The sequence below is a fragment of the Psychrobacter okhotskensis genome, from assembly GCF_965638355.1.
GTDB lineage: Bacteria > Pseudomonadota > Gammaproteobacteria > Pseudomonadales > Moraxellaceae > Psychrobacter > Psychrobacter okhotskensis.
Window position 1 is genome coordinate 1,488,249 of sequence record NZ_OZ281822.1, and the last position, 15,286, is coordinate 1,503,534.

At 43.9% G+C, this 15,286-nt stretch carries 16 protein-coding genes; 6 read left to right on the forward strand and 10 right to left on the reverse strand.

What is annotated here, in order from left to right; translation table 11 throughout:
- Positions 1 to 166: 166 nt before the first annotated feature.
- Together ACSUPM_RS06360 and aroQ are read right to left on the reverse strand one after the other, a co-directional pair.
- Positions 167 to 1,468, reverse strand: coding sequence for an ABC1 kinase family protein (locus ACSUPM_RS06360; RefSeq protein WP_025651227.1), 1,302 nt, complete (start codon positions 1,466 to 1,468; stop codon positions 167 to 169).
- Between the two features lie 288 nt (positions 1,469 to 1,756).
- Entirely contained in the window at positions 1,757 to 2,293 is a 537-nt protein-coding gene (gene aroQ, locus ACSUPM_RS06365; protein WP_025651226.1) for a type II 3-dehydroquinate dehydratase, read from the reverse strand.
- Positions 2,294 to 2,794: 501 nt separating this feature from the next.
- On the opposite strand from aroQ, the gene ACSUPM_RS06370 reads away from it, so the two are divergent.
- Positions 2,795 to 3,010 (forward strand): cold-shock protein, encoded by a 216-nt coding sequence (locus ACSUPM_RS06370; RefSeq protein WP_011513806.1) that lies wholly within the window; start codon positions 2,795 to 2,797, stop codon positions 3,008 to 3,010.
- 268 nt (positions 3,011 to 3,278) lie between these two features.
- On the forward strand, positions 3,279 to 4,433 hold the full coding sequence (locus tag ACSUPM_RS06375; RefSeq protein WP_101212650.1) for a DEAD/DEAH box helicase: 1,155 nt from the start codon (positions 3,279 to 3,281) through the stop codon (positions 4,431 to 4,433).
- A gap of 105 nt (positions 4,434 to 4,538) precedes the next feature.
- On the opposite strand, the gene ACSUPM_RS06380 is transcribed toward ACSUPM_RS06375, so the two are convergent.
- From ACSUPM_RS06380 to ilvA, 8 genes are all read right to left on the reverse strand, one after another.
- The gene (locus ACSUPM_RS06380) at positions 4,539 to 5,486 is read right to left on the reverse strand and encodes a sulfite exporter TauE/SafE family protein (protein WP_201576230.1); all 948 of its coding nucleotides are present in this window, start codon (positions 5,484 to 5,486) and stop codon (positions 4,539 to 4,541) included.
- Positions 5,487 to 5,619: 133 nt separating this feature from the next.
- Positions 5,620 to 5,910 carry a cbb3-type cytochrome oxidase assembly protein CcoS gene (gene ccoS, locus ACSUPM_RS06385; protein ID WP_101212647.1) on the reverse strand — a complete coding sequence of 97 codons (291 nt, stop codon included), beginning with the start codon at positions 5,908 to 5,910 and terminating at the stop codon, positions 5,620 to 5,622.
- A gap of 147 nt (positions 5,911 to 6,057) precedes the next feature.
- On the reverse strand, positions 6,058 to 6,855 hold the full coding sequence (locus ACSUPM_RS06390; RefSeq protein WP_227523281.1) for a YdcF family protein: 798 nt from the start codon (positions 6,853 to 6,855) through the stop codon (positions 6,058 to 6,060).
- The gene (murB, locus tag ACSUPM_RS06395; protein WP_201616116.1) at positions 6,821 to 7,969 is read right to left on the reverse strand and encodes a UDP-N-acetylmuramate dehydrogenase; all 1,149 of its coding nucleotides are present in this window, start codon (positions 7,967 to 7,969) and stop codon (positions 6,821 to 6,823) included. Before murB ends, ACSUPM_RS06390 begins: the two co-directional genes overlap by 35 nt.
- Positions 7,970 to 8,225: 256 nt before the next feature.
- Positions 8,226 to 8,723, reverse strand: a complete 498-nt coding sequence (locus ACSUPM_RS06400) for a low molecular weight protein-tyrosine-phosphatase (RefSeq protein ID WP_101212645.1) — start codon at positions 8,721 to 8,723, stop codon at positions 8,226 to 8,228.
- A 200-nt stretch (positions 8,724 to 8,923) separates the two neighbouring features.
- The gene (locus ACSUPM_RS06405; RefSeq protein WP_201616118.1) at positions 8,924 to 9,364 is read right to left on the reverse strand and encodes an RNA-binding S4 domain-containing protein; all 441 of its coding nucleotides are present in this window, start codon (positions 9,362 to 9,364) and stop codon (positions 8,924 to 8,926) included.
- A gap of 117 nt (positions 9,365 to 9,481) precedes the next feature.
- Complete coding sequence (locus ACSUPM_RS06410) at positions 9,482 to 10,132, reverse strand: FMN-binding negative transcriptional regulator (protein WP_201616120.1); 651 nt, start codon at positions 10,130 to 10,132, stop codon at positions 9,482 to 9,484.
- Positions 10,133 to 10,224: 92 nt separating this feature from the next.
- Positions 10,225 to 11,778: a threonine ammonia-lyase, biosynthetic gene (gene ilvA, locus ACSUPM_RS06415; protein WP_436880279.1), complete on the reverse strand. Its 1,554-nt coding sequence runs from the start codon at positions 11,776 to 11,778 to the stop codon at positions 10,225 to 10,227.
- A gap of 194 nt (positions 11,779 to 11,972) precedes the next feature.
- On the opposite strand from ilvA, the gene ACSUPM_RS06420 reads away from it, so the two are divergent.
- The 4 genes from ACSUPM_RS06420 to ACSUPM_RS06435 all read left to right on the forward strand — a co-directional run bounded on the left by ACSUPM_RS06420 (position 11,973) and on the right by ACSUPM_RS06435 (position 15,184).
- Positions 11,973 to 12,335 (forward strand): ArsR/SmtB family transcription factor, encoded by a 363-nt coding sequence (locus tag ACSUPM_RS06420; RefSeq protein ID WP_101212640.1) that lies wholly within the window; start codon positions 11,973 to 11,975, stop codon positions 12,333 to 12,335.
- Positions 12,336 to 12,472: 137 nt separating this feature from the next.
- Positions 12,473 to 12,880, forward strand: coding sequence for an arsenate reductase (glutaredoxin) (gene arsC, locus ACSUPM_RS06425; protein WP_101212639.1), 408 nt, complete (start codon positions 12,473 to 12,475; stop codon positions 12,878 to 12,880).
- On the forward strand, positions 12,867 to 13,643 hold the full coding sequence (gene arsH / locus ACSUPM_RS06430; RefSeq protein WP_101212638.1) for an arsenical resistance protein ArsH: 777 nt from the start codon (positions 12,867 to 12,869) through the stop codon (positions 13,641 to 13,643). The genes arsC and arsH overlap by 14 nt, the downstream gene beginning before the upstream one ends.
- 230 nt (positions 13,644 to 13,873) lie before the next feature.
- Positions 13,874 to 15,184 carry an arsenic transporter gene (locus ACSUPM_RS06435; protein WP_436880280.1) on the forward strand — a complete coding sequence of 437 codons (1,311 nt, stop codon included), beginning with the start codon at positions 13,874 to 13,876 and terminating at the stop codon, positions 15,182 to 15,184.
- Positions 15,185 to 15,286: the final 102 nt, after the last annotated feature.

The following is a 15,286-nucleotide window of genomic DNA, read 5'->3' on the forward strand; positions in this document are numbered from 1 at the left end:
CGTGTCCTCAATTCAACCGATAGCAATCTAAATGGGCTAAAAATGGTTAAATCTTGCCAAACATCGTCAAATAGCTAGGTAATACATCGATATTATCTGCACTATTTTCCTTGTTTGACGGCAATTTACCTCATTTGTATCACCATTTTTAAAATGAGGACACGCCCTAGTTGGTTATATACTCAGCGACCAGTGGTGACAGGTCTATTTCAACACCCAAATTGACTAGGTTCCAATATTGTCCTGACACGGTACGATCTAGCATCATCGTCGTGGCTGAAGGTTGAAATTGCCCGAAGTATTTTAATGAGGTGCGCATTTGGCTGATGGCTTCATGATGAACTTGACTGCTGCCAAAATCAAAAGCCCCTTCTTGATAAGGTGCAATGGATAGCGGCTTCATACCAATAGCCAGCCACTTTTCATAGAATTCACCCGGCACATTTTTATCATCCTCACGGCGAATATCAAGAGCGATTAAGTCTTGCTCTAGTGCGGTCACATCACCTTTGACGGCATGCTGCGCGAAGCGGCGAAACAATTGAACCTCACTATGACTATAGCTGCGAATACCGCCAAAATCATAGGCTACGACACTGCCATCATGACGAAACGCAAAATTACCGGGATGGGGGTCACAGTGCATCCGGTATAAGCCAAACAGTTGACCTGCAGTAAAGTGAAACAGTCGTTTGGCGATTTTCTGTTTGATCTCATTATTCCACGTCGCGGCGACGGTCAGCGTCTCTCCAATCTCCTCAGTCAATGTCAAAACCCGTCTGGTAGAGTGGCTGTTAATGACTTTGGGGATAATAAGTCCTTGGTCATCAGTATGAAAAGCACCGAATACCTGTAGGTTGTGAGCTTCTTTGACATAGTCCAACTCATCATGCAGGCTTTGACGAATCTCGTTAAAGAGCTGCTCCTGCAATTGTTTGCTCATATTCAAGACGCCAGCGATTTTTAGCGCCATGCGCACTTGTTTGAGGTCACTATCACAGTTTTCATCGACATCGGGGTACTGTACTTTGACCACGACTTTTTGCCCAGAGGGTAGAATAGCCCTGTGTACTTGTCCAATGGAAGCGGCGGCAAAGGGTGTTTCTTCAAACATCGTAAACAGTTGATCGACAGGAGCTTTGAGCTCACGTTCTATTTGTGCCCGTATCTGCGCATAAGGCATGGGCGGTGCATCTTTTTGCAACTTTTCTAAAGCGGTCGCAACCTCAGGTGGAAATACGTCCTTATATTGTGAGGCAATTTGTCCCACTTTCATCACCGCGCCCTTCATTTCACCAAGCGTTTCGGCTATTTGAATACCCACGTCTTGCATCAATTCTGAGCGTGCCTGCAGACGTTTTTCTTCGTCACTTGATAGGTGCCTTAATGAGTTTTTAGCGGCTTTGCCGGCAATACTCGCTGTCATGCCAGCCAGTTTCATAAAGCGTTTTCCGGACGATTTTGCCATTCATATCACCATGTAGAGGTTTATTTACCAAACCGTAATTTTATTATTTTAAGCAAGTAATTGCTGTTTGACTAGTGTGCTAAAGATAAGGTTGTCTTGCGCGAATGAGTTTTTTCTTTCTGTATGACTTTCTCAATATATTTTAGCATCAGCCTAAAAGGACAGGGCTATTTTTTGCTGATTCTTTGATAAAAAGAGACGCTTAGAATGACTAAACTTACTATTTTTATCTTTGAATCGCCTAAAAAACAGTCTCTGTCAGTGCCATGATCGAATGTTCAACACGCCCTAATCATTTAGGTTTATCTTATAGGTATTAGCTAGCCAATAATCTAAAGCCATCTGATAACCTCTATGTCCTAAGCCACAAATGACACCGACTGCAATATCACTAAAGTAAGAATGCTGCCGGAAAGCTTCGCGAGCGTGTACATTAGACAAGTGCACCTCGATAAATGGCTTTTGCGTGGCCGATAACGCATCACGGATTGCGACCGAGGTGTGAGTGAACGCTGCAGGATTGATAATGATGGCATCTACTTGCGCTGCTGACTCTGCTAAAAGCCCATAGTGTTGAATCTCATCGACCAGCTTGCCTTCATGGTTTGACTGTATGCAAATCAGCTCAACACCGTAGTTTGCCGCGCGCTCAATGAGGCCCTGCTCAATATCTGCCAGCGTCGTATGGCCATAAATCTCCGGCTCACGCTTGCCCAGTAAATTGAGATTGACGCCATTAATCAATAATAATCTTTGGGTCAAGGTTGTTTTTACTGATTGGTCAACGTGTGCTACTGGCGCTGCTGATTGAGAAGGGGTGGTCATAATGCTCTCTATCGCTATTGAAGGCTACGGATGATTGATGCGTTACTGCTAAATAAGTAGGGTTAATACAGAAAAAGCTGTGCCATAAAACCCCTCTTATCGCATTATGATAACAGCTTGTCAGCAAGGTTATAAAAAAATTACATCAAAAATCAAGCTAAGTTTTAAAAACCGTGTTAAAAGTCTTTATGTTGCTAAAAACCCGTGCTATGATATTTTTTAAGCAATCTATATTGCGAATTTGTTACTACTACCATTATAAGTTTTTATAATGAAGCATCTAACATAAACGATGATGAGTACAAAAGCTATTTTGGTATGAGTAAAAGGTATAGCAAAACAGTACATTCAACATAGTTAAGATAAGCATTCATCTTGTCTGTCTATACGAATGTATGTTGCGTCATAGCGTTTAATTCTGATTTCTCAATCTTAGACCCCGTTTATATGCAATGTTGCAAAGGAATTTGGGGCTAAGTGACTTTTTTAGGAAGTAATATTATGTCAGCTCGTGAGCAAGGTATCGTTAAGTGGTTTAATGACTCAAAAGGCTTTGGTTTCATTCAACGTGATAGCGGAGAAGATATTTTTGTCCATTTCCGCGCGATCCAAGGTGATGGTTATCGCTCTCTAAAAGATGGCGAAAAGGTTGAGTTCAGCGTGGTCGAAGGCGACAAAGGTCTTCAAGCTGAAGAAGTCAGAAAAGTAGAAGAATAGTCGATACAGTCATTAGCACAGTTTAGTTATAATGTCTGGATAAACTACTGATATACTACCGAGTCAAGCCCGTCTTATCTTACCTATGTTGATTTTCATTCAGCATGATTGGTGAGAGTAGGCGTTGTGCTTGGCTTTTTTTATGCTTATCAATGTACAACTTTTAGAGGCGTACTTATATTGGTAGCGATATACAGCTAGGCTGAGTCTTGGCATAAGCCTATCATTGATTGAAAAATACAAGCGATTCATACAAAAGGATGATTTTTTGAGTAATTTTACAGCGTTTACTGATTTACCACTCTCTGCACTGACCTTGCGCGCGGTAAGTGATTTAGGTTTTACTGAACTGACGCCTATCCAAGCACAAATATTACCGCATACCTTGGCAAATCAAGACGCTATCGGACAGGCACAAACTGGCACCGGTAAGACGGCAACGTTTTTGTTGACCATTATGGAGGCATTACTCAAGCGTCCTTTTACCAGTGATGAAGAGCGCTATCTAGGTGAGCCGCGCGCAGTGGTTATGGCACCAACCCGCGAGCTTGCACAGCAAATATTTGATGATTGTATCGCTTTGACCAAATACACCTCGCTACACAGCGTTTGTATTATGGGTGGCACCAATTATGAGACCCAGCAGCATGAGCTTGAGCGTCAAGATGTCGATATTTTAGTAGCGACGCCCGGTCGTCTAATTGATCTTGCCAATAAGGGCATGGTCTATCTGGATCGAGTAGAAGTGCTGGTGCTAGATGAAGCAGATCGCATGCTGGATATGGGTTTTATTCCGGATATCAAGCGCTTGGTTGGTCGGATGCCTTCGAACACCGATCGCCAAAGCTTGTTATTCTCAGCCACTTTTAACCAAGATGTGATGAACTTGGCCTATCGTTGGTTACATGAGCCGCAATTTGTTGAAATTGAGCCTGAGCATAAAACCAGTGAGTTGGTCGATCAGCACTTTTATTTATTGACAGAAGATCAAAAACTAGCGGCATTGCAGCGTATTATTAGTGATAGCGCTGTCGATAAAGTGATTGTCTTTGCCAATCGCAAAGATCAAGTCAAGCGTCTATATCATAAGCTTCGTCAGGGACATAAAATTGTGATGTTGTCAGGCGATGTCATTCAGCAAAAACGCGAAAAATACTTACAGCGTTTTAAAGATGGTCACGCTTCTATCTTGGTTGCCACCGATGTCGCAGGGCGCGGTATTCATGTCGATGATATCAGCCACGTGGTCAATTATACCTTGCCTGATCAGCCAGATGATTATGTACACCGCATTGGTCGTACGGGACGCGCTGGACAGACTGGTATCAGTATTAGCTTCGTTAGTGAAGATGATGCTTTTAACATCCCTGCGTTAGAGAAGCATTTAGATACTAAGTTTACGCTTGAGCAATGGCAGGAATAAGTGGTCTGCTTAATAATTTCGGATGTATAGAAAAGACCTTAACATCGTGATTGATGTTAAGGGCTTCTTTTGATTAGGGCATCACAATGCCAAGCGCTTTAATTTTTATTCAGCATTTTCTATCATAGTATCCTGATTGTTTTCCATGTTTGCTTCACTACTCGTATTGCTCATATCATGCATACTGTGATCCATTGTGTCAGTCGTAGCAAGTGTCATCTCATGATTCATTTGACTCATATCATGATGGCCATGGGTATCAGTAGTCGTCGCAGAGTGGCTGCCATGATCCATCGATCCATCCATGGGCATATCCATCATTTGCGAATCACTCATCTGCATATGATCGCTATGCATAGTGGACATATCATGCCCACTATGCATATTTGCCATTACTAATGGGACGACAATGATCGCCATACCTGACACGACCATCAGTGCTCCATTCATCTGACGCAGACGAAAGCGTCCAATTTTGTCGCGTAGCCAGCCAACGGTCTCGTGCGTGGCAACCAGCATCGGCACTGTACCCAGGCCAAAGACGAACATTAATGCCGCGCCGCTTAATGGGTTGTGGGCAACCACTGCAATCAGTAGAGCGCCATAAACCAAACCACAAGGCAAAAATCCCCACAATAGACCCGCTGACAATGCTCGTGGAAAAGTGTTTAAAGGAAAAACTTTTTGACGAAGGGGACTGAGATACTGCCAAAAACGCATGCCATAGCGCTCAAGCTTGCTCAAAAATGGCGCACCAAGCATGGTCACACCAACAAACACCAATACCAAACCTAATAAGATACGCGGCATATTATTGCCTCGCATCAAGGGTTCTAAAACAGTCGTACCAATCAAACCTGCGACTAAACCCAACAGCGCATAGCTGCTAAGACGCCCTAAATGGTAAGTTACCACAAGGGCGCGGCGTTTAGCGGGACTAATGTCTTTCATCGATAGACCAAACGCTGTCACCAGACCCCCGCACATACCCAAGCAATGTGGTGAACCAAAAAATCCCATTAGTAATGCCGCAACAAGTAAGGCGGTGGTCATGGGGCAATTCTCCTAAAAATGGCAAAAGGCGCGCCTACTTTTATAATTGGTCTTTAATATAGCGGGTCAGCAATATAGTTTGATTACTGACAAAAAAATCAACAGTAGGGCGCACAGGTAAGATGATTTAAAGCTATGGTTTGAGGTTGTCATCGATATCATTATCGAAGGGATTTTCCCCATTCGCTAATTTGTCATTATTAGCAGTATCCGTCGCGACGGTAAGGTTAATCTGTGTACTTGCAGCTGATTGCTCGTGAGCCTGCATGGTTTGCCGACGTTCTTGACGATCATCTAATATAATACGCTGTGAAGCGTTGTCTAAATCTTCAAATTGGTTTGATTTAACCGCATAACGTACTGCCCAAATGGCAACCACAAACAGCATGAGACTTAATGGAATTAATAAAAATATACTGAGCATGGCAAATCTCTTTTATAGCAGTTTCTGACGTTATTATACACTTGTCATCAGGGTGATGGACGACTTGCAGAGTTGAAAGTAATATAGTAGATGATTGGAAAAGGAGCAGGTACAGAGGTTAATGGTGGCGAAAACTCATTACCAACGTTATTGCACAGGCGTTTTTGTTGCATTTCCTCTGGGGGTCAATAGCTGCTGTGAAGTGACATCATTGGCATTGCGACAGTCCATCTGTGGACGTATCACATCACGCAAATAGGCGGCGACTTCATAGACGGCGCGCCGTGAGTGGCTCAAGTTTTGTGCTGGTTTCATCCAATCACGCCTGACGGGCAATGGCGCATCAATAGGCGTGCTATTGATACCATTTAAAGCAAATTGTCTACGCGCCCGTGCCATATGGTAGCTGTCGGTAATAAGATACACGTGATGTAGCGGAATGCGCTTAGCGGTAAAGCGGGCATTTTCGCAGGTATTCATGCTAGCATTTTCGCTTATCAATCCATCAATGCCATGCTCGATGAGCCATTGACCGAGCCACGGCGCTTCGGCACCGCTGAGGACAATAGGCAACGGTAAATCGTGATAAGCGGTGGCAGCAGTACGGGCGCGATTAAGACTGTAGCTATTGAGGATGATTTGGTTATTGTGATCGTTGGTGAGGCCGCCACCTAGCACCACATAAGCAGTAGGCGGAGAACTCTTGGCAGCCGGAGGCATGTTAGGTAATGGCAAAAGCGAAAACATATAAACGATCGCTTGCGAGAATAGCGGGGTGAATAAGCTAATTAGCACTAAAATAACAGACGTTGAGCCGAGCAAAAAGGTGATGTTAATGATGCGAAACAGCTTCACCATACGTTCGGCTGACTGCAAATAATAGCGCCATAAGCGTTTGGATAATAGGCGCTTAGACCACATGCTCATCATACCCAATAGAGCCATCTGCATTTATCCAAACCGGCTCACGCGATAGTTGAATCGCAAATTTTTCATAGACGTGAGCAGCGATGTAGTATTGGGCAGTTGCTACGTCATCTTGGGTTGCTTGATAAGGGCTATGATTGGTCAGTACCAGCGCCTGCTGCTGATGGGTAACAATAGGGGCAATACCACCCCCTTTTAAGCCAGCTTGTTCAATCAACCAACCAGCGGCAACTTTCACCGTTGCATCAGGCATTGGGTAGCCAACGATAGTAGGATAGATTTCTTTAAGAGTGGCGAATTGTGCTTGCGGAATAATTGGGTTTTGAAAAAAACTGCCACAATTCGGTAGCTGTTTAGGATCAGGGAGTTTTTGCTGACGAATATCGATAATTGCTTGCATGACATCGGCAGGGGTAGGCTGTCGGCGATTTTTCTGCTCAGCATAGCGCTGCGCTACTGTCTGTACATCACCGTAACTGGCTAAGATTTTACTCGCATCGGTATGCAATCTAAATCCCACACGGCTGATCAACCATGTATTGAGTGCGCGCTTAAAAATACTATCGCGATAGCCAAACTGGCAGTCTGCCAGCGATAGACGATGCCACGTTTGAGTTGGCAAATGATAAGCACGAACGTATTGCAAACAGTCTTCTAACTGGACACCGTAAGCACCGATGTTTTGTACAGGTGCGGCGCCGGTCAGACCCGGTATCAAGGCTAGATTCTCTAGTCCATACCAGCCTTGGTCAACGCTATAAACCACTAAGTCATGCCAGTTCTCACCCGCCATCACTTCAATATCGACATAATTCTCTGTTTGCGCCGTCATCGTGATGCCACGCATCTGTGGCTGTAATACCGTCGCCTCTAACTGCGCTGGCAACAACACATTGCTGCCGCCAGACAGTACAAACAATGATGGCTTACGCTCAGGATTATTGGCATAGCTTGCCATAAAACTGTCTAGCTGAGCTTCATTTGTTAGGGTCACGACAGAGTCAGCGACACATGCCAATGCCATGGTATTACCATGCGACAAATCGACCGACTTAGCATTAAGTAAGCTAAGCGGTAAATCAGTCGACATAGTCTGTTGAGCGCTAGAATCAAGGCGAACAGCTGAGGTCATAACATAGCCTATATGGCAAATATAAAAAATTATGCGATGTTTAGGGTCTATTGAACATTCAAATATCAGCCTTTCAGGGCAGGGCTATTTTTTGCCAATACATGGCGAAATTATCTAACCTAGAATGACTAGGCGTCAAAAATTTCACTGCGTATTGTCTAAAAAATAGCCACTGCCAGTTCCACATTTGAATGTTCAACAGACCCTATTATAAAGGATGCAGGGTGCAAAAGTAGCATAAATATAGATTGTTTGGCTAGCAAGTCTTCCAGCTTTCAATCCAAGCTTGTGCACTTGACTCAATACGTTCAATCACTTCTTCAAAAGCATCGCTATCGCCTTGATAAGGGTCTGGCACGTCATCGCCGCCGTAGGTTGGATCTTCTTCACTGAATAATGCCAACTTCGCTAAATGGTCATCTGTAACCGCTAAGCTATCCTTGATAGCTTGTAGATCAGCTAAATTCTGCGTGTCCATCGCCAGTATCAAGTCAAAATTACGAAAGTCGTCTGCACTCACTTGGCGAGCGACCAGTTTATTGATTTTATAACCATGGGCTTTTGCATGGCGCTGCGCTCGCTCATCAGGGGCATGACCAATATGCCAGTCGCCAGTGCCTGCTGAGTCTACTTTAATTGACAAGCCTGCGATCGCCGCCTGCTGACGAAAAACTTCCTCGGCAGTCGGTGAACGGCAAATATTTCCTAAACAAACCAATAATACAGACGATGGGGTACAGGTTTTCATCAGCATAATATGACCTTTTTTTACAGCAAAAAAAACATGCCATAAAAAACCAACACGGGTAATGCGGTTTATGAGCATGCTATCTAGTAAATAAGTAAGGGATCAGCGTAACGCTTAATACCTTGAATGGCAAGGGCAGAAGCTAAACAACAGGGTCACATCAGTGATTATTGCTCAGCTTTTAGATATAGAATGATTTGTTAACATTAGTCTTGCTTGTTTTTAAAGCGTTGTAAATCACGACGCTCTTTTTTATTGGGTTTATTATCAGGACGGGCAAGATTGGCCAGTTTGCGCTGTTCGGCATAGTAGGCGCGGCGCTCTTCACTTTCCTCAGTTTCAGAATACAGCACTTGGGCGGCAGTTGCATTACCACGTTGGGCACTTAGCGCTTCGACAACCACTGTTTTTTCAGTCATAGCGGTGGCTGAGCCTTGGCGAATACTAAGCTCATCTCCGACAGCAATCTCTTTACTGGTTTTGACACGGCTCCCTGCATAATGGACGCGACCGCTTTCGATGGCTTCTTTGGCAAGAGTGCGGGTGCGATAAAAACGCGCAGCCCATAACCATTTATCAAGACGCATACGTACCGTATCTGGTTGGCTATGGCTTGGCTGATTGTGGTTTTTGTTATGTTTACTCATCAAAACCTCATAAATATCAATAAACTAAGATAATAATGGTGGTTTTTTTGGGAATTAAAAGAGTAATAAGTGATTAAAGTTTTTCAAAATGGGTTTTTATGATGAATAAGTAAAAAATTAGCCTTTATTCTGATGTGTAACTTTAATAGCCATTTCTTTAGCGTCATTTGTACGTAAATTCTCTAAGCCGTTTATCACCCCTGTGATGTTTTCTACAGTTTTATTTTGGCTTAATTTAAATTGGGCTTGTATCGAATTAATAGACAATCTAAAGCCAATAATCCCGCGACACATGGCATCGATATAAGCAGCTGGTGCGTCATCTAACGACCAAGGATTATCGTTTATTACTTCTTGTTGCGCGGTCATGGTAGCTAATATCCATTTAAGGGTATCAGTGTCTTCAAGCAGCTCAATTTTAGATTGAATATGGATGCTTTGATAGTTCCATGTCGGCACTTCTTTATGAGTTTTGGCTTTGCTAGGATACCAGTTAGGGCTGATGTAGTGTCCAGAATCTTGAAAGATAATTAACCATGAGCTGTCTGCTAAAGCCTGTTGATAAATAGGATTTTTGCGACCAAAATGACCGTAAAGATAGCCGTATTGAGAATTGATGTTTGCATCATCTTTATACCAAAATAACGGTATATGACAGGCTTCCATACCATCATTAGTTTGGGCAATCAAAGTTGCTAACGGATTAACGGCGATAAATTTAATAATATTGTCAAAATTGTCTTCGGCAAAAACAGTAGGGATATGCATCGCGTTCTCAATATTAGTAAGCGGCCAATCCTAGTGGGGTAGGCCGCTTAAAATATGTTGTCATCATTATGGTTAAAAAACCATTTTTGAGATTACTTTAAAAATAATTGATAACCGACATTGTCAGTGATGGAAGTACAATCATAGCCAATATCAAGTAAGGCATCTTGCAGTAAACGTGAGTTGCTTTCAGAGGCTTGTAGACCTACTAACACGCGTCCTTCGGCAGCACCATGGTTGCGATAATGGAACAAGGTAATATTAAAGTCGTCACCCAGTTTTTCTAAGAAGGTCAATAACGCACCCGGACGCTCAGGAAAGGTAACTTTTAATAATTGCTCATTTTCGACATGGGCATGACCACCAATCAAATGACGGATATGCGATTTAGCGATGTCATCATCAGTTAAGTCATGTGCTGTATAGCCATCAGAAGCTAATTGGTTACTAATCGTTAGACGTTCTTTATCACCTTCTTTTAAAGCAATACCGACGAATATGGCTGCAGGCTCCATCGAGTCTGGTGATTTTTTGCTATCGGCACGGTAGTTAAACTCGGTGATATTACGTCCATGTAAGCTACGGCAGAAGTTTAAGAATGCCCCAGTCTGCTCAGGGATGGTCACGCCAAAGATGGCTTCCTTTTTCTCCCCTATCTCAGTACGCTCAGCGATATAGCGCAGACGGTCAAAGTTCATATTGGCACCGCAGATGATGCTTACGCAGTTTTTGCCTTGTAGATTATGAGCTTCGATATATTTTTTCATGCCCGCAACGGGTAACGCGCCAGCAGGCTCAACGATGCTACGGTTTTCTTCAAAGATGTCTTTGACCGCCGCACAGACTTCATCATTGGTACAAGTGACAACGTCAGGCTCGACCAAAGGCCCTGAGTTATCGCTTTTTTGCATACGGACGATATCAAAAGGCAATTCACCAATTTGCGCGACTGCCACACCATCGACGAACAGTCCTACTTGCTCAAGTTTTACGCGTTCGCCAGTCTCTAACGCCGCTTTTAGGCAGGCCGATTGTTCTGCTTCTACAGCGATGACTTTAACGTGCGGGGCAACTTCACCTAGGAAGGCTGCGACACCTGAGACCAAACCACCACCACCAACGGCAACGAAAACATAATCCATGTTGCGCCACTGCTGGGTTAGCTCAAGTCCAATAGTGCCTTGTCCAGCGATAACCAATTCATCATCGTAAGGAGGAATGAAGGTTAAGCCTTCACGCTCAGCACGATCAATCGCATAGCGGTTGGCTTGATCGAAGCTATCACCATGCAGATCAACGTTGCCACCAAGCGCTCTGACGGCATCTACCTTGATATCAGGGGTAGTGGTTGGCATAACGATGATATTATTAAGCGATAACTTGCGTGCCGAGTAAGCCACGCCTTGCGCATGGTTACCTGCCGACGCACAAATCACGCCGCGCGCTTTTTGTTCATCGCTCAATTGGCTGATGCGGTTATAAGCACCGCGCAATTTAAAGGATTTGACTGGTTGCAGGTCTTCGCGTTTAAATCGAATATCATTAGCAAAACGTTGGGTCAGCTTGGGTGCCGCTTCAAGTGGCGTTTGAATAGCAACGTCATAGACAGTGGCTTGTAAGATGGCGCGTACCCAATGTGACAGCATAATGATCCCTAAAAAATGAATATAAAAACGAAATAGATTAGCCTATGCTGATTTTGATTATCATGCAAGGCCCTATTGCAGTTTTTATAGCAGTTTTACTGCACTGATGGTTTTTAAGTAAAAAAACAGCCTTCTTATAGGGTAGTGAATTCAAAAGTATTGAATTATTTCCATATGTCTGTATTATTGGACATATGGAAATAACAAATGCTATCGCAAGCTTCGCTGCGCTGTCTCAAGATACTCGTCTCAAAGCCTTTAGGTTACTTGTCAGTCAAGAGCCTGAGGGCTTGCCTGCGGGTGAGATAGCCCGTCAGCTGTCTGTGCCGCATAACACTATGTCGGCGCATTTATCGGTGCTGGCACGAGCAGGGTGGGTAGTGTCAAAACGCCAAAGTCGGCAAATAATCTATCGCGCCTCGTTGTCGCATATGGAGGCGGTCGTGCAGTTTTTATTGCAAGACTGCTGTGCGGGACATCCAGAGCTGTGTGCCTCGCTCATGGAAATTTTGAGTGGATGTGAGACTGCTAAACTTAATAATAAAGACAATCTGTAAAGTAAGCGCTAAGCCGATAGCTGACTCAATAACTATCTCTTAACTAATAGAAGTAGTAGAACTAATAGATTCTTAATAAACGTTTTCTGAACAAATATATTATTAATAACCATACCCATAAAATAGGTGAGATTGCTATGAAACCATTAATTTTTCATAATCCTAACTGCGGTACTTCTCGCAATACGTTAGCCATCATGAAGGCATCAGGCGAGCAGCCAAAAGTAGTGGAGTATCTGAAAAACCCGCCAACCCGTGATTACTTGGTTGAGCTATTGGCAAAAATGAACCTCTCGCCAAGAGAGTTGCTACGTAGTAAAGAAGCCATCAATGATGAGCTGGGCTTAGACAATCCTGAGTTATCTGATGACGACATTATCGATGCGATGATGGCCCATCCTATCTTAATTAACCGTCCTATCGTGGTCACGGATAAAGGCGCAGCGTTATGCCGACCTTCAGAGCGAGTGTTTGAATTGTTAGAAAACCCAGTGAGCAGCTTTACTAAAGAGGATGGAGAGGTTCTACATCATGGTAAAGGTTAATACAGGGCAATCTGACATACACGATTTATCCAATCTAGATGGCTTATTCAATCTAGATGACTTGCCCAATATTGATGCCAGTCAATTACAACCGATTGATATTGAGTCATTGATTGCGCCAAATGATCCGCGTCATCCGCCTAAAATACTAGTGCTATACGGGTCATTACGTGAGCGCTCGTTTTCGCGGCTGGCGGCTGAAGAGGCAAGCCGTCTATTACGTTGGTATGGCTGCGAGGTACGGATGTTTAATCCATCGGGTCTACCGCTGCCAGATGATGCTGATATCAATCATCCAAAGGTACAAGAGCTGCGCGAGCTGGCGCAGTGGTCAGAGGGTATGCTGTGGGCGAGTCCAGAGCGTCACGGTAGTATGACTAGCATTATGAAAGCACAAATCGATTGGATACCACTCGCACTGGGCGGCGTACGTCCAACCCAAGGCAAAACCTTAGCGGTGATGCAAGTGAGCGGTGGCAGCCAAAGCTTTAATACCGTCAATCAGCTGCGTATTCTTGGGCGCTGGATGCGCATGATTACTATCCCGAATCAATCGTCTATCCCTAAGGCCTTTTTAGAGTTTAATGACGATAATCGCATGGACAAGTCGCCCTTATATCTGCGTCTCGTTGATGTCTGTGAAGAGCTGGTAAAGTTTACTTGGCTCACTCGTGGACGTTCAGCCTATTTGACAGATAGGTACTCTGAGCGGGTGGAAAGTGCTGAAGCAGTGTCGCAACGTGTCAATCAAAAGTCGATTTAGTCTTTTATATAGTTGACCCACTTTAAAAACGATACAGTACGGTTGGGATGAATTTTGTGCAGCATCGAAAGATAACAGCACGCAAGGAAAATTTATCCCAACTGCACGATAACATCAGCGTATCGATTTTATTTCGAACTGATTATAGATTCAATCGGCTAAACCAAATAGCTCAACAAAATCGGTTAAACCAATACGGTTAAAAAAGCCAGCTCAAATAAGGTTGCTCCATGCTCGCATTAATTATCTTTATCGTGACTTTGGTTTTGGTGATATGGCAGCCTAAAGGATTAGGCATTGGTTGGAGCGCGCTGGGTGGGGCTTTAATCGCCTTAGCTTTTGGCGTGGTGCAGTTATCCGATGTCGGTATTGTATGGGACATCGTCTGGGATGCAACCTTTACTTTTGTGGCGCTAATTATCATCTCGCTTATCTTAGATAGAGCGGGATTTTTTGGTTGGGCGGCGCTACATGTGGCCAGACTTGGCAATGGGCAGGGACGGTTGTTGTTTCCCATGATTGTGATACTGGGCGCATTTATCTCCGCGTTTTTTGCTAATGATGGTGCCGCGTTACTACTAACACCGATTGTCATCGCTATATTGCTACGTCTTAATTTTTCACCGCCATCTGCGTTGGCTTTTATCATAGCCACTGGCTTTATCGCTGATACCGCCAGCCTGCCGTTAGTGACTTCTAATCTGGTTAATATTGTTAGCGCCAATTATTTTGATATTGGCTTTGGACGTTATGCAGCAGTCATGGTGCCGGTAAATATTGTCTCTGTCATCGCGACATTAGCAGTGCTATGGGTGGTATATGCCCGCCAAATTCCAAAACACTATTCCATCGCCAGTCTTAGTGCACCTGCATCCGCTATTGAAGATCCGATGGTGTTTAGGGCAGCTTTTCCGCTATTAGCATTATTAATGGTTACTTATTTCGCGACTGAATCACTAGGTATTCCTATTTCCCTCGTCACTGGCGCTGCTGCACTGCTGCTAATAGCTATTGCAGGGCGCTGTTGGCAAGGTGGTCGGGGTGCTATTGTTTCTGTATCTGATGTCGTACGTAAAGCGCCTTGGCAAATCGTGTTGTTTTCAATCGGTATGTACTTAGTCGTTTATGGCTTGGGTAACGCAGGATTAACGGCTTATGGTGCTCAAATACTTAACTGGTTAGGGCAGCAGGGCAATGTTATCGCTACAGTAGGGACTGGATTCCTTTCGGCTATCGTGGCTTCTATCATGAATAATATGCCATCGACCTTAGTGGGCGCACTGGCTATTGATAGTGCGCAAGTACCCGCAGCCACTCGTGAGCTGATGATTTATGCTAATGTGATTGGTAATGATTTGGGACCGAAATTTACGCCTATCGGTAGTCTGGCGACTTTATTGTGGCTCCATGTATTGGCAGAAAAAGACTATAAAATAAGCTGGGGGCAGTATATGAAAATCGGTCTGCTCATTACGCCGCCAGTATTACTAGTCACGCTGTTGGCCTTGGTGTTTTGGTTGCCTTATCTGTCTTCATTTTAAAAGTTGAGTAAATGACTTGCGATTAGTGTGGCTATTACGCTGACATATATCAAAGTCATCGGTTATAATAGCGGCGCATTTTACCTTTTTTACAATGATACG